Source organism: Pseudomonas sp. xss_4 (assembly GCF_043104125.1).
GTDB classification, from domain to species: domain Bacteria; phylum Pseudomonadota; class Gammaproteobacteria; order Pseudomonadales; family Pseudomonadaceae; genus Aquipseudomonas; species Aquipseudomonas parafulva_B.
Genome location: NZ_JBICKJ010000015.1, coordinates 41,867 through 56,664 on the forward strand (window position 1 = coordinate 41,867; position 14,798 = coordinate 56,664).

General features: G+C 60.1%; 12 protein-coding genes. All 12 read right to left on the reverse strand.

The window, feature by feature from the left end; all coding sequences use genetic code 11:
• Nucleotide 1 precedes the first annotated feature (1 nt).
• Nucleotides 2-334: a flagellar hook-basal body complex protein FliE gene (gene fliE / locus ACF8GB_RS01480; RefSeq protein WP_023533916.1), complete on the reverse strand. Its 333-nt coding sequence runs from the start codon at nucleotides 332-334 to the stop codon at nucleotides 2-4.
• Between the two features lie 227 nt (nucleotides 335-561).
• Nucleotides 562-1,920, reverse strand: a complete 1,359-nt coding sequence (locus ACF8GB_RS01485) for a sigma-54-dependent transcriptional regulator (protein WP_392515086.1) — start codon at nucleotides 1,918-1,920, stop codon at nucleotides 562-564.
• The gene (locus ACF8GB_RS01490) at nucleotides 1,920-3,137 is read right to left on the reverse strand and encodes a PAS domain-containing sensor histidine kinase (RefSeq protein ID WP_145255425.1); all 1,218 of its coding nucleotides are present in this window, start codon (nucleotides 3,135-3,137) and stop codon (nucleotides 1,920-1,922) included. The genes ACF8GB_RS01485 and ACF8GB_RS01490 overlap by 1 nt, the downstream gene beginning before the upstream one ends.
• Before the next feature lie 141 nt (nucleotides 3,138-3,278).
• Entirely contained in the window at nucleotides 3,279-4,754 is a 1,476-nt protein-coding gene (gene fleQ, locus ACF8GB_RS01495; protein WP_392515088.1) for a transcriptional regulator FleQ, read from the reverse strand.
• Between the two features lie 179 nt (nucleotides 4,755-4,933).
• Nucleotides 4,934-5,227 (reverse strand): flagellar protein FliT, encoded by a 294-nt coding sequence (locus tag ACF8GB_RS01500; protein WP_196126975.1) that lies wholly within the window; start codon nucleotides 5,225-5,227, stop codon nucleotides 4,934-4,936.
• A 24-nt stretch (nucleotides 5,228-5,251) separates the two neighbouring features.
• The gene (gene fliS, locus ACF8GB_RS01505; RefSeq protein WP_392515090.1) at nucleotides 5,252-5,644 is read right to left on the reverse strand and encodes a flagellar export chaperone FliS; all 393 of its coding nucleotides are present in this window, start codon (nucleotides 5,642-5,644) and stop codon (nucleotides 5,252-5,254) included.
• Nucleotides 5,645-5,723: 79 nt separating this feature from the next.
• Nucleotides 5,724-7,079, reverse strand: a complete 1,356-nt coding sequence (gene fliD / locus ACF8GB_RS01510; RefSeq protein WP_392515092.1) for a flagellar filament capping protein FliD — start codon at nucleotides 7,077-7,079, stop codon at nucleotides 5,724-5,726.
• A gap of 78 nt (nucleotides 7,080-7,157) precedes the next feature.
• Nucleotides 7,158-7,508 (reverse strand): flagellar protein FlaG, encoded by a 351-nt coding sequence (locus ACF8GB_RS01515; RefSeq protein WP_144964637.1) that lies wholly within the window; start codon nucleotides 7,506-7,508, stop codon nucleotides 7,158-7,160.
• A gap of 77 nt (nucleotides 7,509-7,585) precedes the next feature.
• On the reverse strand, nucleotides 7,586-9,295 hold the full coding sequence (locus ACF8GB_RS01520; protein WP_392515095.1) for a flagellin: 1,710 nt from the start codon (nucleotides 9,293-9,295) through the stop codon (nucleotides 7,586-7,588).
• 521 nt (nucleotides 9,296-9,816) lie between these two features.
• The gene (locus ACF8GB_RS01525) at nucleotides 9,817-10,746 is read right to left on the reverse strand and encodes a ketoacyl-ACP synthase III (RefSeq protein ID WP_058606129.1); all 930 of its coding nucleotides are present in this window, start codon (nucleotides 10,744-10,746) and stop codon (nucleotides 9,817-9,819) included.
• A 424-nt stretch (nucleotides 10,747-11,170) separates the two neighbouring features.
• Complete coding sequence (locus tag ACF8GB_RS01530) at nucleotides 11,171-12,736, reverse strand: flagellar hook-associated protein 3 (protein ID WP_392515587.1); 1,566 nt, start codon at nucleotides 12,734-12,736, stop codon at nucleotides 11,171-11,173.
• Nucleotides 12,737-12,747: 11 nt separating this feature from the next.
• Nucleotides 12,748-14,790 carry a flagellar hook-associated protein FlgK gene (gene flgK / locus ACF8GB_RS01535; RefSeq protein ID WP_392475224.1) on the reverse strand — a complete coding sequence of 681 codons (2,043 nt, stop codon included), beginning with the start codon at nucleotides 14,788-14,790 and terminating at the stop codon, nucleotides 12,748-12,750.
• Nucleotides 14,791-14,798 lie beyond the last annotated feature (8 nt).

The following is a 14,798-nucleotide window of genomic DNA, read 5'->3' on the forward strand; positions in this document are numbered from 1 at the left end:
CTCAAACCGGCATTTGCATGATGTCCTGGTACGCCTGAACGAGCTTGTTGCGTACCTGGGTCAAGGCCTGCATCGAAACGCTGGCTTTCTGCGAAGCAATCATCACGTCGGTGAGATCGACCCCGGTCTTGCCGATTTCGAAGGCGTTCGCCAGCTGCGAAGAGGCCTGCTGGGTGTCATTCACCTTGCCGATGGCCTGGCCCAGCATATCGGCAAAGGTACTTTGCCCTGGGGCCAGCTCAGGGGCGGCTGATACTTTCGGCAGCGACATGGCATCGGCCTGCATGGCGCGCATGTCCAGCATCAGACGATTGAATTCAACACCTTGGGTCATGGGCTTCTCTCTCCGGCGGCCGCATATTTTTGACAGTCATGCGGCGGATAGCCTTCGTAAAGCAACAAAGGTGCCAGCCTTGAAAAAGGGTGGATGCATCGGGGAAAAACCGCGGATATCAGGCTACGAGGCACCGTGAAGATCAGTCCCGCCTGGCGAGCACTGGCTAAAAGCGGGCTGCATTGCACAGGCTCGAGAGGACGTCCGCAGGCTAAAACGGGACCGTCTCACTCGCCAAACAGGCTGGCTTCGACGTCGAAACCGGCGTCGCGCATCTGGGCAAGCTTATAGCGCAGCGTGCGCGGGCTGATGCCCAGACGCTCGGCCGCTTCCTTGCGCCGGCCCCGCTCGGCCCGCAAGGTGTCGATGATCTGCTGGTACTCGTGACGTCGCTTGTCGTCGCCCTGCTCGACGGACTGTTCACGCTGCCCAGATAATGGCACAGTGCCACCTGACAAGGGAATGGCGCCATCAAGACAAAAATCCGCCGCCTCGATCACGCCGCCTTGCTGCAGAATCAGAGCGCGCTGCAATGCGTTGTCCAGCTCACGTACGTTGCCAGGCCAGGTCCAGGCTTGCAGGCAGGCCTGCGCGTCGGCGGACAGGCGCACCGGCGCATGCTGCATCTTGGCAACGTGACGTGCCAGCAAGCGCTCGGCCAATTGAACGATGTCGCCCGGCCGCTCGCGCAGGGGTCGCCAGGCCAGCGGAAACACGGACAGCCGGTAGAACAGGTCCTCGCGAAAACGACCGGCAGCCACCTCGCCCGCCAGGTCCCGGTTGGTGGTGGCCACCACGCGGATATCCAGCGCGATGGGCTTGCGCCCCCCTACCCGCTCGACCTCACGCTCCTGCAGCACCCGCAGCAACTTGGCCTGCAAGGCCAATGGCATTTCAGAGATCTCGTCCAGCAGCAAGGTGCCACCGTTGGCCTGCTCGAACTTGCCAGGCTGCGCAGCGACCGCCCCGGTGAAGGCCCCCTTCTCGTGGCCGAACAGCGTGGCTTCGAGCATGTTGTCCGGTATGGCGGCACAGTTGATCGCAACGAACGGCTGGCTGGCACGGGGCGACTGCTGGTGGATGTAGCGCGCCAGCACTTCCTTGCCCGTACCCGACTCACCAGAAATCAGCACCGTCGAATTGCTGCGCGCCACGCGTGCGGCCAGCTCCAGCAACTGCCGGCTGGAGGGCTCGCACGCAACCGGGCCCTCCTCGTCCGTCACACGCCCGGCGGCATGCCGCTGCACAAGGTTGAGCAGCGCCTTGGGCTCGAAGGGCTTGACCAGGTAATCCACCGCGCCTTGGCGAATGGCCTCCACCGCCCGTTCCACGGCCGCGTGAGCGGTCATCAGCAACACCGGCAAGTGCGGCTGCTGGCGGCGCAGCTGGGCCAGCAATTGGTGGCCGTCCATGCCAGGCATGTTCACGTCGCTGATGACCAAATTGAAGGGTTCTTCGTGCACCACCTTCAAGGCCTGTTCGGCGCTGTCCACCGCCCTGAAGGCGAAACCACCCAGGTCGAGGGTATCGGCCAATGCCTCGCGCAGCACCCGGTCATCCTCGACCAGCAATACGTTCACACTCATCACCGGCTCTCCGCCAACGACCCGTCGATCAAGGGCAACTCTACTCGTACGCAGGTGCCGCGCCCTACCTTCGAGCGCATCTGCACGCTGCCGTGGTGGGCCTTGACCACCGCCTTGACCACCGCCAGCCCGAGCCCCGTGCCGGTCGACTTGGTCGTCAGGAATGGCTCGCCAATACGGGCGAGCAGATCAGGTGCAATGCCAGTTCCAGCGTCACTGATGCACAGGTGCAAGGTCTGCTGGCGCCGCCATAGGTGCACCTTGAGCCGCGCAGCGCCCTGGCTGGCCTGGGTGGCGTTTTCAATCAGGTTCAGCAGTGCACCCACCAGCGTGTCGCGGTTGCACAGCAGCTCACCCAGGCGACTGTCACACTGCCAGCGCACCGCGTGCCCCTGAACATGCGTCTGCGCGGCCTGCTGCAACGCCTGGAACAAGGCTTTAGGAGAAATCCGGTCCGTGAGGGGCAACTCGCCACGGGCGAACACCAGCATGTCGCGGACCTGTTGTTCCAGCTCGTGCAGGCGCTCCTTGAGGCTGCCAGCGAAACGCTGCCGGGTCTGGGTGGTCAACGCCTGTTCAGGGTCGGCCAGGTGGCTGGCGTAGAGCATGGCGGCAGAGAGCGGCGTGCGGATCTGATGCGCCAGCGAGGCGACCATGCGCCCGAGTGAGGACAATCGCTCGTGGCGTGCCAGTTGGTCTTGAAGGCGACGGGTTTCCGTCAAGTCGTTGAGCAGCACCAACTGCCCCGGCTCGGCATCGAGCGAGCGGGTGGCGATGGAGAGGCGACGGCCGTCGCGCAGGGACACTTCATGGCCGTCGTCCAGGCGCGGGGCAAAACTGCGGGCGATGACTTCACGCCACAGCTGCCCGATCAATGGCTCGCCCAGCAGCTCACAGGCGGCTGGGTTGGCCTCGCGAACGCTACCCTGCCCGTCGATGACAATCACCCCGCCGGGCAGCAAATCCAGCAAATGCTGCAAGCGGTTGGCCAGACGCTCTTTCTCGTTCAGCTCCTCGATGCGCTGGGCGCTGACCACCGCCAGCTCACCCTTGAGCTCACTGACCCGGGCTTCGAGCAGGCTGTAGGACTGGCTAAGCTGGCTGGAGACCTGGTCGAACAAAGCGAACGCCTGCTCGACACCCTGGCGGCTTTCCTGCTCGACCAGTGAATGCGCCTGGGGGGAAAGGGCTCGGGATACATGGGCGGCCTGGGGCATCGTGCTCTCTCGCGTGGCTGACCGTCATAAAAACGGTGTGGTGGCCAGTGCGTAGCAATACCCGTGCCGAAGATAAGGGCTTACAACATTTGCCGGAGGCTTCGCACTCCAGGCAGAGAATCTACCGCCTACCGACGACGATCACTCCTCTGCCTGGTCTTCACCACCCTGCCGGCTCATCCCATACTTGCGCATTTTCTCGACCAGCGTGGTGCGGCGAATTCGCAAGCGCTCGGCAGCACGTGCAACGATGCCGTTGGCGTCGTCCAGGGCTTGCTGGATCAGACCCTGTTCCAGGCTGCCCAGGTAATCCTTCAGGTCCAGGCCTTCAGGCGGCAACATGGCTGGGTTGTTGAAGTTGGGCGCGTGCCCGTTGATGGCGATGCGCTCTTCCAGGTCGTTGCGCAGGGTATCGACCATCTGCTCGTCTTCGTCATCGATGTAGCGGAATTTCTTCGGCAGCTCCGATACACCGATCACGCCGTAGGGGTGCATGATGGCCATGCGCTCGACCAAGTTGGCCAGCTCGCGCACATTGCCCGGCCAGCCATGGCGGCACAGGGACATGATCGACGCCGAGTTGAAGCGAATGGAGCCGCGCTTTTCGTGCTCCATACGCGAGATCAGCTCGTTCATCAGCAGCGGGATGTCTTCGACGCGCTCGCGCAGCGGCGCCATCTCGATGGGGAAGACGTTAAGCCGGTAATACAGGTCTTCGCGGAAAGTGCCGGCCTCGATCATGTGCTCGAGGTTCTTGTGGGTCGCGGCAATGATGCGCACATCGATGCTCTGGGTCTTGTTGCTGCCCACGCGCTCGAACGTACGCTCTTGCAGAACGCGCAACAATTTGACCTGCATGGGCAGCGGCATGTCGCCGATTTCATCGAGGAACAGCGTGCCGCCATTGGCCAGCTCGAAGCGGCCAGCGCGGCTGGTGATGGCGCCGGTGAACGCGCCTTTTTCATGGCCAAACAGTTCACTTTCCAGCAGCTCGGCCGGGATCGCGCCACAGTTGACCGGCACGAACGGCGCTTCGCGGCGCTTGGAATGATAGTGCAGGTTGCGCGCCACCACCTCCTTGCCGGTGCCTGACTCGCCAAGAATCAGCACGCTGGCGTCGGTATCGGCCACCTGTTGCATCATCTGGCGTACGTGCTGAATGGCGCGGCTGGTGCCTACCAGGCTGCGGAACAGGTTCGGCTCGCGCTGACGACCGCGCTCACGCGCCTGGTCGTACATTTCTCGATAGACCTGTGCGCGGTGCAGCGAATCGAGTAATTGGCTGTAGCTGGGTGGCATTTCCAGGTTCGACAGCACGCGGCGGCGCAGCTCTTCAGGCAGCTCGCTTGAAGAAATATCACCTAAAAACAGAACAGGAAGGAACTCATCCCATGAAAGCACTGTCTTAAGCAGCCCGAGCAGTGTGCCGGGCGTATTGACAGCGCCCACCAGCACGCACAGCACCTCGCGACTTGAAGACAGGGGCTCTACCACCTGCTGCCACTCATGGCTGGCACAGGACAGGTTCTCTTCGCCCAGGAAGTTGAGCACCACCGCCAGATCGCGGCGGCGGGTGCTGTCGTCATCGATCAGGAGAATCTTGGTTTCACGCCACATGCAATAGCAACTTCCCTAGTCATATCGGCGCCCGAGGGCGTGCTCGACATCATTCCGACTGAATGGTCAGTGTTTCGACGTCTGGAATACGAGAACAGGCACTAGTAAAGTCAAAAACTACCGAGCAGTCAAATTTATGGCGCCGCAGAACTGCGGGCTGCATACGGCCTCACGCAAACTCAGCTGAACAGATGGTATACCTTTGTCGCCTGTTTGGCTTGGTTGATATTCGACATTTCCGCGACCAGAGATTGACGCTCATCACTTGCAACGTCGATTAGCTGACGATAAACGGCCATGAGGGCCTCTAGGTTGGCCTTGAGCGCGGTCGCATCTTCCTGGTCGGCTAGCAGCGCCTCGTCGACGAGCGCCCGGCAACCCAAGTCCAATTGACCAATGGTTACCCAGTCGCGAGCTTCCAGCGCTTCGTTCAAGGCGTGGCAGGTATTGGCAATCTGATGCAATGCGCTCATAGGGGACTCCTTGCAGAGGGGTTGTTACTCGGCAGTCGCGATAGCATCCCAGCCGCTCTTGACGGTGATCATGAGCCGTGCGACTTCATCGATCACTTCGGGATCACTGTGTATGTTGGCCTGGGTCAGCCGAAGTGCCATGTACTCATACAAACTGTCCAGGCGATCAAGTTCATCGGGGTCGACGGCCTTGTCTTTGTCCAGACCCTCGCGCAGGCCGCCGATGATATCGACAGCCTTGCCCAACATGAGACCTTTTTGTGCCACGTCACCGCGAGAGATAGCGCCCTTGGCTTGAGCCATGCGATCCAGCGCGCCCTCCATGAGCAACTGCACCAGGCGATGGGGCGTGGCTTCGGAGATCTGGGCGTGGGAATTGACCTTCTGGTATTGGCGAAGGGCTCTCATCGGGTGCATGGTGGATCCTCAGTGAACAAGGCTGGACGGGGGCCGTATAACCTGTTTATCGGCGCCCCGCGGGGTTTCTTTAGCGCTGTCAGCTGTCGCTCTTGGCTTTATTCAACGCGTTGAGCGTGGTCATGACGCTGTCGCTGGTCGCCTTGAGCTGCGCAACCATGGTGTCCATCGCGTTGTACTTCTTGGTCAAGGTGTCGGTGAGTGACTCGATGCGCCGATCCAACGCCTGCTGCGATTCCTCGAGCTCCTTGAGCTGATTGGTAAGGCTGGTCTGGCGCGAGGCGAGGATGCCACCGGCCTTGGTGTACTCCTCGGTGACGTTGGTCATGCGCGTCAACAGCCCATCCTTGCCGGTGAACAGGTGGTTGATGTCGGCACCATAGGTTTTGACCGCCGCGTCCCACTTGGTGTCGTTGAACTCCAGCAGGCCGGTTTTCTGCACCGTGTTGATGCCGAGCTGCGACAACGTTCGCAGGCCCGTCGCACCCACGCTGTGGCTGATTTCATTGCGCACGGAATTGACCAGCGAGCGCATGGTGGCATCGCCGGTCAATGCGGCCGAACCTGTAGCGGCGCCATCGGCCCCGGTGGTGACCTTGGTTTGGGTATTGATGGTGGTCATTAGCGCGTTGTACGCCGTGACGAAAGACTTGACCGACGTCTTGAGCGTGTCGCTGTTGCTGGTGACTGCCAGGTTGGACTTGCCTTCCTTGACCAGAGTGATATCCACACCACTGATCGCGCCGGTCACGGTGTTGGACGCAGACTCCAGCGCCAGCCCATCGAGGGTGTACTTGGCGTTCTGCGGCTTGGCAATGGTAGACACACCCTGCGCCATGCTCGCGTCGCCCCCCAGCGTCAACTCGGTACCCTCGCCCATCTTGGTCGACGAGAAGATGAGCCGCGACCCACTGGCATCGGTGACGATGTTGGCCGTGATGCCCTTGGACTGCAGCTGGTCGTTGATCGTGTCACGCGCCTGCTGAAGTGTGGCGCCCGCGGCAATGTTCACGCTGTGGGTCGCATTGCCCTGGTTGATGGTCAGGGTCTGGGTTTCACCCGAGTCGTTGACGATTGTCGAGGTCTTTTCATAAATCTGGGTGGAAATTTTCGACGCGGTCGCCAGCTGGGTGACTTCGAGCGCGTAGTTGCCCGAGGAAGCGCCGTCGCCCAGCTTGATCTTGGCGATGGCTTCGTCCGAGGACGAAGAAGCCAGGCCAGAGAAACTCGAAGCGGTGTTGAGCTTGGCGACTGCGGCACGGAACGTTTCGAGCGCGCTCTTGACAGAGCCGATGGCCGAAAGCGAGGTGGTGGCGGTGGTGGTCTGATTGTTGATCTGGGTCTGCTTGGGCGCCTTCTCGGCACTCGCCAGGGCCTTCACAATGCCGCTGATGTCCAGGCCAGAGCCAAGCCCACTTATGGTCGAGCTTGCCATATCACATCTCCTTTATCGTAACCGCCGGTATTCCGACGAAAAAGCATCCGTGCGCTGGTAAACAAATGCCGTGCCAACTCAAACCTGGGTGCTGAACAACAGGCTGTTGGCATCTTTTAGGTTTTCCGCAAGCTTAAGCGCAGCTTCAGAAGGCAGCTGGCGGATGACTTCACCGCTTTGGCGGGCGATGACCTTGACCACCACCTGGCCGGTGGAGTCGTCGATCGAAAAATCCAGTTGTCGCTCCGAAGCCTTGACGAAATCCTGGATGGCACTGACGGCGCTTTCCAGGTCAGGCCGGGCTACGGGCTTGGAAACCTTGTCGGCGGGCTCGGCCTTGACCGGCTCGCTGGGTGGCCGTGCGCTGGGTGGCGCGTCCGGCGTGATGGCAGCGGGATGGGACAGGCCCAGCTTCATGCTTATATCCACGACTTACACCCTCAAGTGACGAAAAGACGAAAGGGTACGCGAACGTACCCTTCGTCAAACTTAGCCTGCTTTGGCAATTAGCCCAGCAGTTTCAGTACCGAAGACGGCAGCTGGTTGGCCTGGGACAGGATCGCGGTGGATGCCTGCTGCAGGGTTTGCTGCTTGGTCAGCTCGGCGGTTTCCGAAGCGAAGTCGGCGTCCTGTACACGGCTGCGGGCAGCGGTGGAGTTTTCCGAGATGCTGTTCAGATTGGCAACGGTGCTGTCGAAGCGGTTTTGAACGGCACCGAGCTGAGCGCGCTGGCTGTCAACCTGGGCGATGGCCGCGTCCAGAGCCTGGATAGCAACCTGAGAATCGGCTGCATTCAGGATATTCAGGTCAGAAACAGTGGTTTCCACAGTAGTAGCAGTGGTAGTACCTACTTTGGCCTCAAGACCCAAAGCCTTCAAACCAGTGCCAGCGCTACCATCTGCGATAGAGATGTTGCCGTCAGAGAAAAGGCTCAGAGTATTGTCTTCGTTTTTGCTGGCAGTGACGCCGGTGCTAGCGCTGTTGATAGCAGCTACCACAGCATCCATGTCATCGCCCTTTTTGAACTTCACTTCAACGTTGTTAAGAGTGATGGAAGTATCTGCGACCAGTTTAGCTTGAGTCGAGCCAGAAGACAGACCTAAAGAGGACAAAGCACCAGCAGTACCGTTCTCCAGCTTGATCGCCTTACCACCTTCAGAGCTCAGCAGCAGTCGGCCGGTTGCGGAATCAACCGCCGCTTTCACACCAGTGTCCTTGGTATCAGTATTGATGATACCTGCTATTTCAGCAGCAGTTTTGCCTGCGGGGATGCTGATCTCTTTATCATTGATACTAATTTTGGTATCAGATGCTGCTGCTACTGCTGGAACAGTGAAACCGAGCTTTCCAGCATCTGTACCACCAGTAGTTGCGGTGAAGGTTGTTGGGCTGGAGAGGCTGTATTTATCACCGTCTTTAGTGAAGGTGATTTTTTCCGCGGCAAGCGCCGCTTCAAATGCGTTAGAAAGCGTTGCTTTGTCGTTATTCTCCGCGGGCGCTCCAGGGCTGCCGGGAACTGCCCCTTTGATATCAATAGTTTTTGAGCCGACAGTCAACGTCGCTACTTCATTGTCCCCCAAAGCAGAGAACGAGGAAAGATCAACGGTAGTTGTAAAATTAGCAGGAGGCGGAGTGAAAACTTTACCTACTACAGAAGCAGAGAGATTGGTAACACTACCGGCAACATTCGCTTCGCTGTAGCTACCCTTCAAACCGGTCGCACTTACGTCTTTCATGCTGAACGAAATAGTTTCGTTAGCGCTTGCACCCACTTGGAAAGCAGTACTACCGAAGGAGCCATCCAGCAGGTTGCGACCACCGAAGGTGGTGGTGCTAGCAATACGATTCAGTTCGCCGGACAGAGCAGTGAATTCCTGCTGCAAGGAAGTACGGTCGTCATCGCTGTTCGAGCCGTTAGCCGACTGCAGGGCCAGTTCGCGCATACGCTGAAGAATGCTGGTCGATTCCTGCATTGCGCCTTCAGCGGTCTGGGCAATGGAGATGCCGTCGTTGGCGTTTTTTACGGCAACGCTCAGGCCTTTGATTTGGCTGGTTAGGCGATTGGAAATTTGCAGGCCAGCGGCGTCGTCTTTGGCGCTGTTGATTTTCAGGCCAGAGGACAGGCGGGACATCGAAGTACCCAGCGCTTCGGAAGCGCGGTTCAGGTTCTTCTGAACGCCCAAGGAGGTGATGTTGGTGTTGACGGTCAAAGCCATGACGAATTCCTCGTGGTATGGATACTGCGGCTTCCGGCCCTGGCGACAGCCGGGTGTGGCCTAGAGAACCTTCGTAATGGTTATCGTCGGATAGCCCGGTTGCTTGAGGGGTTTTTGCAAAAAAAAATGCTGGCATGCGGCCAGCCCTGGAAAATCAAGGGGTTAAGCGCGAAATTTTGGCGTCAAAAAGCGGATCAGGTGGGTGATGGGGAGATGGGGCTGTCTTGGAGGGCGTTGATGAATGACGTGGCGAACGAGAGGCCGAACGGGAATGGGGCGGAGGTTTCAGGCGTGCAGCTTCGCGTCAGGAATTGTTGGGGCCGCTGCGCGGCCCATCGCGGCGCAAGGCCGCTCCCACCAGGGTCTGCGATAGTCTCAACTCAGGCGTCACACAAGTCGTGTGGGAGCGGCCTTGCGCCGCGATGGGCTGCGCAGCAGCCCCAAAGATTCCAGCTTCGCCGCTTATGTTGGCACCGGCCGCGTTGGTCCGCAGGGCGATCCTGGAATTTGGTCTAAATCCATCAATCCCGATAAAGAATCGCCGAAGCCCAGGACAACCCCACCCCGAACCCGCTCACAGCCACCCGCTTCCAGCTACCGTCGAGCATGTGCTTTTGCAGCAGCAACGGCACGCTGGACGACACGGTATTGCCCGTCTCGAGCATGTCTTTCACGAATTTCTCCGGATGATGCTCCTCGAACCGCCGAGCCACCGCATCGACGATCGCCGCACTGCCCTGGTGGATGCAGAACGCATCGATGTCCGAAGACTGCAGGCCGCTGGCATCAAGCAGCTCGTGCAAATGCGCCGGCACCTTGACCAGAGCAAAATTGAACACCTGCCGGCCATTCATGAAGAACGTACCATCGGACACCTTCAGGTGCTCGGCACCCGAACCGTCAGTGCCAAAGCGTGCTTCGCCCAGCTTCCAGACCGCGCCATCGGCCATCCAGGTGGCCGTGGCCGCGTCGCCGAACAGCATGGTGGTATTGCGGTCTTCCGGGTCGACGATCTTCGAATACGGGTCGGCGGTGATCAGCAGCCCGTTCTTCAGACCCGCCGCCTCCATGAAGCCCTTGATCGCATACAGCCCATACACATACCCCGAGCAGCCCAGGGAGATGTCGAACGCTGCCACGCGGGTAGACAGCCCGAGCTTGCTCTGGACGATGGCGGCCGTGTGCGGCAGGCCTTCTTCATCGCCATTTTGGGTCACCACGATCAACGCGTCGATCGACTGCGGATCGAGGTCGGGGTTGTTGGCGAACAGTGCCCGGGCGGCCTCCACGCACAGGTCGGAGGTTTCCTGCTCCGGGGCCTTGCGTGGCAAGAAGGACGCACCGATCTTGCCGAACATGAACTCTTCGTCCTTGCCGAACTTCGCACCCTGGACGTAGTTGTCCAGGCCAGCGGTGGGCACGTAACTCGCGATACTCTTGATGCCAATCATTCTGGCTTCCCAATGAAAACAGCCAAAGACCACCACTCGATCGATTGAGGGCGCCAAAAACCGGAGCGTCACCGCCTGGGGAGGGGATAGAGCAGAGCCTGCCTGCGCACCGGTAACAAAATGCTGCAACAGCTGCTGCATAGAATACAGGGAAGATGACCGTTTTGACTCATTGGTCACATTGAAATGCAACGAAAGGCAGGTATCGAGGGCGTGGCACGTTGAATTCATCACGCGCCGTGCATGGGGATATCCCGTCATTGAGGGACAAAGCCGCAGGTTTCAAACAAGCTCGCTTGTGAGGCGCCCGTCGCTGCCAGCGCCATCATTTGAGCGCGCCAACCCAGCAAGGCCACTCAATCACAGCCATGGTCGGTTGCAACGAAGCAGAGCGCGAAGCCTGGCTCCGCGCCCCCTGGTTCACTTAGAGCTTATCGAACAAGCTCAACTGCGATATTCGCGCAAATGCCAGCTGAGAGGCTTCGAGCATCGCCTGTTGCAGGGTCAGCTGGATCGTGGCGGTCGCCATGTCGGTGTCGCCAATTGCGCTTTGCGTGCTCTTGTTGGCAAGACCTAGGCTTTCGTTTTCCTGAGCCTGTATCTCAAGCGAATTGGCCCGGGCACCGATCGAGCCTCGGGTAATGTCGATGCGATCACGCGCACTGGCCAGGTTGGAAATCGCCGAGTCCGTTGCGGCCTTCAGAGCAGCCTGCGCTTCAGGCGTATCAAGGGGTTTCTCCAACACGCTTCGCAATTGCCCCAAGGTGTCCAGCGGGTTCTGCGTGCGGTGGGTGTTGGCATTGATGGAGAACTGATCGCCCTGGGCCGGCGCCCCGTTGAACTGATAGGTCACACCCGCTACCGTCACGGCATTACCCGCCCCCATGGTGCCCGAGGCAATCGGTTTGCTCTGGGCATCGTAGGGCTGCGCAAAAAGCTGGTACTCGGTGTCGCTGGTGAACCTGAGCACTGCGCCGTTGCTGGGGAAGGTACTGCGATAGGCATCGGGGTCGGTAACGCTTGAGCCCACGACCTGAGAGGTCGAGGGGTTACCTGCACTGCGAGTAGCGGTCAGGGTATCTGGCTTGGCTTCGAGGGTGAAGACATGCCCTGCCACCACGGCATCAGGATCGTCACCCTCGGCAAGGTTCAGGTTGACCTCGAAATCCACACCCCGCAGCGAGATCATCTTGCCGCCTTCGGTATTGACATCGAACTTGCCCTTGCCAGCGGTTTCGTGGGTGATGTCGTTACCGGCGGCGTCCTTGATGCTGTATTCAGTGGCGCTGGTGAAGGTAACCGTATAAGGCTGGCCCGCTGCGAACTTGTCGCTGTAGGTGTTGGCCGATGTCAGCAACCCACCCGAAAGCAGCACCTTGCCATCGTTGGGCGTCGGCGCCTGCAAGGTCGACTGCGTGCGGCTGTTGTTGGTGGCCTGGTCGAAAACGCTGAAGCCACTGTCGTTGATGGCCAAATGCAAGGTATCGGATACCTGCAGGCTCATCTGGGTCTGATCGCCCTGATAGCTGTAGGAGCCGTCGGCATTGCGAACATAGGGCGGGGTCGAATTCTTGGACCCTCCAAACATGTAGTCCCCGTTGGCGTCACGGGAATTGAGCAGGCCGAACACGTTGGCCTCGATTTCCTTGATTTCGCTGGCGATGGAGGTGCGGTCAGCGTCGCTCAGACCACCGTTACCCGCCTGAATCGACAGCTCGCTTGCCCGCTGCAGCGCATCGTTGATGGTAGACAGCACGCTCTCTTGCTGCAGCAGGGCGTTCTTGACGGTGGTCATGTTGCCACTGTACTGATCGAGCAACGCGCTTTGCTGTTGCAACAACAGCAAGCGCGCAGCGCCCACCGGGTCGTCGCCTGCGGTCTGAATGCGCGACTTGGAGGTCACCTGGGCCGTGATCTTGGCCAAATCCGAATAGTTCTTGGAGTAGGTGTTGGAGCTGGTTTCGTAAAACTGGGCAGTTGAAATTCGCACGATCAGCCTCCTTATAGCGCGTTGATCAAGGTCGAGAACGTTTCTTGCGCCGCCTTGATGATCTGCGACGACGCGGTGTAGTAATGCTGGAACTTGACGAGGTTGGCGGCTTCGTCGTCCAGGTTCACCCCAGAGACGGCGCTGCGACTTTCACTTGCCGACTTGAGCACCGCGGCCGTTGCAGTGGTATCGATAGACGCTTGACTGGCCTTGGCACCCACCCGCTCTACCAAGGCGGCATAGGCGGAAGTGAAACTGGTGCCGCCACCGGAATTGGTCCCCACGGTCGATTTGGTCTGCAGGCTCAACAGGGCATTGGCATTGCGGTTATCCGCCTTGCCATCGACATTGAACGACAAGGTAAAGCTGTCGTTGGTCGCTGGGCTGCCGCCGATGGTGGTTTCCAGCGCAAAAGTGCGCGGATTGCCGCTGGGGTCGAGAATCGGGTTGCCCGATGCATCACGCATCGGTATCGACAGCGAGAGCTTATTGTCCTGGCCTGGCACCACGGTCCCAGTGCCGATCTGCGCGCCCTTGGCATCAAACAGCTTGTAGCCCTGGGACCCACCGCTGGCTGCGTCGAACACCACGCGCACCGGCATGGCGTCCTTGATCGCCTGCTGCGTCAGGGCCGTGTCGGCACCGCCATAGATATCCAGCGCTTGTCCAAGGCTAGGTTGGGTGATAGTGCCGGTGCCGCTGTTGCCGCTGCCAACGGCAGCGCTCACAGGGCCGGCGAACGCCAGCTTGTTGGCATCGGTGAGTACTGTGGTAATACCGGTGGCGGCCGAGCGGGTAGGAATCACCTTGAAGCTGTCGCCGGCGGCCAGCGCACCACCCTTGAGGGACAGGCTAAAACCATCGATGACCGGCGCAGGGTCGGCATTGAGGTCGAACGAGCCCATGTCGGTGCCGTCGGAGCGGCGCACACTGTACTGATTGCCGCTGGTGAACTTCACTTCGTAGTCGTAGGTGCTCAGGGCGCCGCTGTTGGCAATGGTGACATCGAGGTTGCCCGAGCCTGCGCTGTTGTTCGACGAGGCCAGGCTGCGCTGGGCGATGGCACTGGCGCTGTTGATGCTGGAGAACAGCGAGCTGCCGAACTGCCCGTTGGCGTCCAGGCCCTGGCCCAGCTGGCTGTTGATGCTGTCGGCGACGACCAGCGCCACGCGGCCCAACTCGTTCATCGAAGGCGTCAGCACGTCCTGGCGGTAGCGCAACAGGCCACCGATGGTGCCGCCGGTGGCTACCGAGGTCACGTCCGAGCTGAACGACTCGTAATTGATGCGCAAGGTCGCCTGGCTTTTGTCGGCCACCCCCGGCTGAACCGACAACGGGTTGGACCTGCTCCCGGTCACCAGCGACTGGCCGCTGCCCAGGATCACATCGTAGTTGCCTTCACGCTCCTGAACGGTCACGCCCACCAGTTCGTTCAGCTGGCGCACGGCTTCGCTGCGGGCATCGAGCAGGTTGTTGGGCGTGCTGCCGGTGCCGCTGGCGGCCACGATCTGCTTGTTGTATTCGGCGATGCTGCTGGTGAGCTTGTTGACCTGCCCCGCCAAGGTATCGAGCTGGGAGTTGATGACGTCGTTCTGCTGGGTCAATTGGGTGCTGACAGCATTGAAACGGTTGCTCAAGGTCTGCGCCTGGGTCAGCAACAGTTGCCGCGAGGCCACATCGCCGGGCTTGGCCGCTGCGGTTTGCATGGCCGAGAAAAACGCAGTCAGTACCGAGCTGATGCCGGTATCCCGGTCAGCCAGCAGCTTGTCGACACCGGTCACCTGGTCCCGGAATGCCGTGGAATCGGCTTGCAGGGACGTCGCCGTCTGCAACTGATTGTCGAGGTAGGCACTGTAGATACGGCGCACGTCTGCCAGCGTGGTCCCACTGCCCAGAAAACCTGCGCCCATGTACTGCGAGGCACCGGCCACTTGCATGGCCTGCTGGCGCGAATAGCCGCCGGTGGCGGCGTTGGCGATGTTGTTACTGGTGACCGACAGGTGCGCCTGGCTGGCACTCAAGCCACTCAGGCCGATCGAAATCAGGCTCGACATGATTTAGT